Raw genomic sequence first — 2,511 nt, 5'->3', positions numbered from 1 at the left:
CCCACGCACGTCGAAAAAGACGTGGTCCCGTTGGCCCCACGGTGTGATCATGATCGGATGCTCTTCCGCGCCGCCACCGCAGACCCCGCAGACCTCAACCGCGCCGCCGCCTTCCCGGCCGATGGTCCCGTCCCCGCCTTGACCGCGGAAAGAATCCGAGAGGAGCTCGCGAGCAACCAGTTCCGCCCCGAGTGGATCTGGTTCGCTGAGGACGAGAGTGGGGAGATCCTGGCTCGCGCTCTGTGGTGGGGCCGTGCCGACAGCGCGCGGCCGATCGCGCTCGATTGCCTCCAGGTACGCTCCAGCGTCGTCGACCCGGTCGCCATCGCCTCCGGGCTGCTTGCCGCTGCCCATGCCGCCTTCGGGGCTCTTCCTGCTTACAACATCTCGCTGCCCCGCGACTGGCGGAGCAGCCCGGTGTTGGTCGATGCGGTGGCCTGGCGTAGGGAGGCGGCGTGCAGGTCCGGACTGAGCAGCGAGATTGAGCGTCTGCGGTACGAGTGGACACCGGCTGCCGAGGTCCCTGTGCCTGCGGGGAAGCTGATCTTTCGGGAGGGTACGGACGAGGAGTTCCTCGACGCGTTCATCCGGGTGTCGGCTGGGAGCCTGGATCTGCACACGCAGAACGAGCTCCGCTCGATGGACGCCGAGCAATTGGCCCGCGAGGACATCGAGTTCTATCTCGACTGTCCTGGTGAGCGCTCCTGGTGGCGCCTTGCCGAACTCCCGGACGGCACTCTGGCGGGCCTGGCCATCCCCTCCGCGACCCCCTACCACCGAAACGTTGGCTACCTGGGTGTCGTCGCAGAGCAGCGCGGACAGGGCCTGATCGACGAAATCCTCGCCGAGATCACCAGGTTCCACGCGAGCGAGGGCGCTGACCGCATCACCGCTACGACGGACACCGTCAACGTTCCGATGGCCGCCGCCTTCGACCGCGCGGGTTATGAGATAACGGAGATCCGCCTCGTCCTGGAATCCCCACCGCAGTGGGCTAACAAGCTCGTCCCCGACGGCCAACGGGGAGCGACGGCGGCAGTGTAACCACGCGGTTGGCGTAGCGGCTTTGGGCGGGAGCTGCCCGGGGCGAGTGATCATGGCCCCCGTAAGCTCATGGCGAGTCGGGCATTCTGTGGACCTGCCCGTTAAAGCACGACGTTGGGGCCATGAACTTCGAGGCTCGCCCCATGATGGCTGGCTGAAGTCCAAGCCCGGGAAGTCAGGCCGGTGAGCGTGGTGTCAAGCGGTTCGGCGAAGTGGTGGTAGGCGAACGGGGCTCCGCGTAGGACGAAAGTCGACCGAGACACCGTTCCTGTAGGAGCCCCGTTGCGTGTTCAGTCTGGCATGCCCGCCATCGACCGAAGTGCCCCTGCTGCCTGATCAAAGATGGTCACCTTTATGTTTGTGCGGCATCGGCGGCCTTCTCCTAGTTCGGTCGGACGACAGCACGGCGGCCGCGGCTGACCTCGATCAAGCCGTCTTTCTTCAGCTGGGCGTAGGCGCGGTGGGCGGTGGCGACGGAGACACCGTGGGCTTGGGCGAAGTCGGCGACGATGGGGACCTCCTCGCCGGGCGGCAGGGTGCCGTCAGCGATTGCTGCCTTGAGCTCCTTGGTGAGCGTTTCCCCGAGCGCGAGTTTTCGCGCCAGCACGGCATCGGCCTTGATTACACGGCCCCGCAGAAGCCCAGGCGAGGACCCAGGGCGGGCCACGACTGCGGCCTCGCACTGACCACAGACGGCTTCGGCTCCGCCCTCGGTGACGACGAGCGTGGCCCACAGCGCCTCGTTGCCGCACTCGCACGCCAGGCGCAGCCCATTGACCATCGTAGTTACTGACCGCTCGGTGAGCAGGGCCTCAGGGACCGGCAGCTGTTTGGCGAACATGGTCACCGCCTGGCGGTCGGCGGTGGCGAGAAAGGCTGCGTAGTACTTGAGGGTGGTAGCCCCTCCGTTGCCGTGGCCGACGCGGCCAGCGACGGTGCGGACGTCGGCGCCGCCGCCGAGGATCTCGTTCACGTTATACGTGCGCAGATCCTTCAGGCGGTGGGTGTGGATCTGCAGCCTCTTGGCCAGGCGGCGGTAGCGCTGGCTGACGCTCGGGGGCAGCAGAGGAATGGAGGAGTCGGCCTCATGCGAGAAGACGAAGGCGTCGCGGGCCAGTTCACCGCCGAGTGCCCTGCAGCGCTCTTCCGCCCGTACTCGGTGGACGAGGAGGACGGAGCGCGTGATCACGTCAATGGACTGCTTGCTGCGCTGGTGGGTCTTCGTGCCATTGATACGCCGCCGGTTGTTGGAGTGCTTCACGAAGAGCTCGAGCCGGTCGACGTTGATGTCGGACCAGCGCAGGGCGTACGTCTCGCCCCGCCGGGAGCCGGTCACCATCGTCATGAACAGGCACGTCCCCCAGTCCAAGTCCTGATGCCAGGCGGTGTTGCGAACGAGAGCTGCCCCTTCCGGAGTTGGGGTCGGGGTTGGGGTGCGGCTGCGCGGGCGGCTCGGCGAGGGTCGCA

At 67.0% G+C, this 2,511-nt stretch carries 2 protein-coding genes; one reads left to right on the top strand and one right to left on the bottom strand.

What is annotated here, in order from left to right:
* The first annotated feature begins 57 nt into the window (after nucleotides 1–57).
* Nucleotides 58–1,044: a GNAT family N-acetyltransferase gene (locus tag VXC91_RS44510; RefSeq protein WP_329513033.1), complete on the top strand. Its 987-nt coding sequence runs from the start codon at nucleotides 58–60 to the stop codon at nucleotides 1,042–1,044.
* 382 nt (nucleotides 1,045–1,426) lie between these two features.
* Here the strand turns inward: VXC91_RS44510 and VXC91_RS44505 are convergent, their stop codons facing one another.
* Nucleotides 1,427–2,389, bottom strand: a complete 963-nt coding sequence (locus tag VXC91_RS44505) for a GntR family transcriptional regulator (RefSeq protein ID WP_329513032.1) — start codon at nucleotides 2,387–2,389, stop codon at nucleotides 1,427–1,429.
* Between the last annotated feature and the right edge of the window lie 122 nt (nucleotides 2,390–2,511).

This window comes from Streptomyces chiangmaiensis (assembly GCF_036281785.1).
Taxonomy (GTDB): Bacteria; Actinomycetota; Actinomycetes; order Streptomycetales; family Streptomycetaceae; genus Streptomyces; species Streptomyces chiangmaiensis.
The sequence above is the reverse complement of the archived record's forward strand: the minus strand, read 5'-3'. Positions and strand labels throughout refer to the sequence as shown.

What these genes read in the sequence shown, in the direction of transcription:
- VXC91_RS44510 (WP_329513033.1), top strand. Translation starts at nt 58, where the DNA reads ATGCTCTTCCGCGCCGCCACCGCAGACCCCGCAGACCTCAACCGCGCC.
- VXC91_RS44505 (WP_329513032.1), bottom strand. Translation starts at nt 2,389, where the DNA reads ATGACGATGGTGACCGGCTCCCGGCGGGGCGAGACGTACGCCCTGCGC.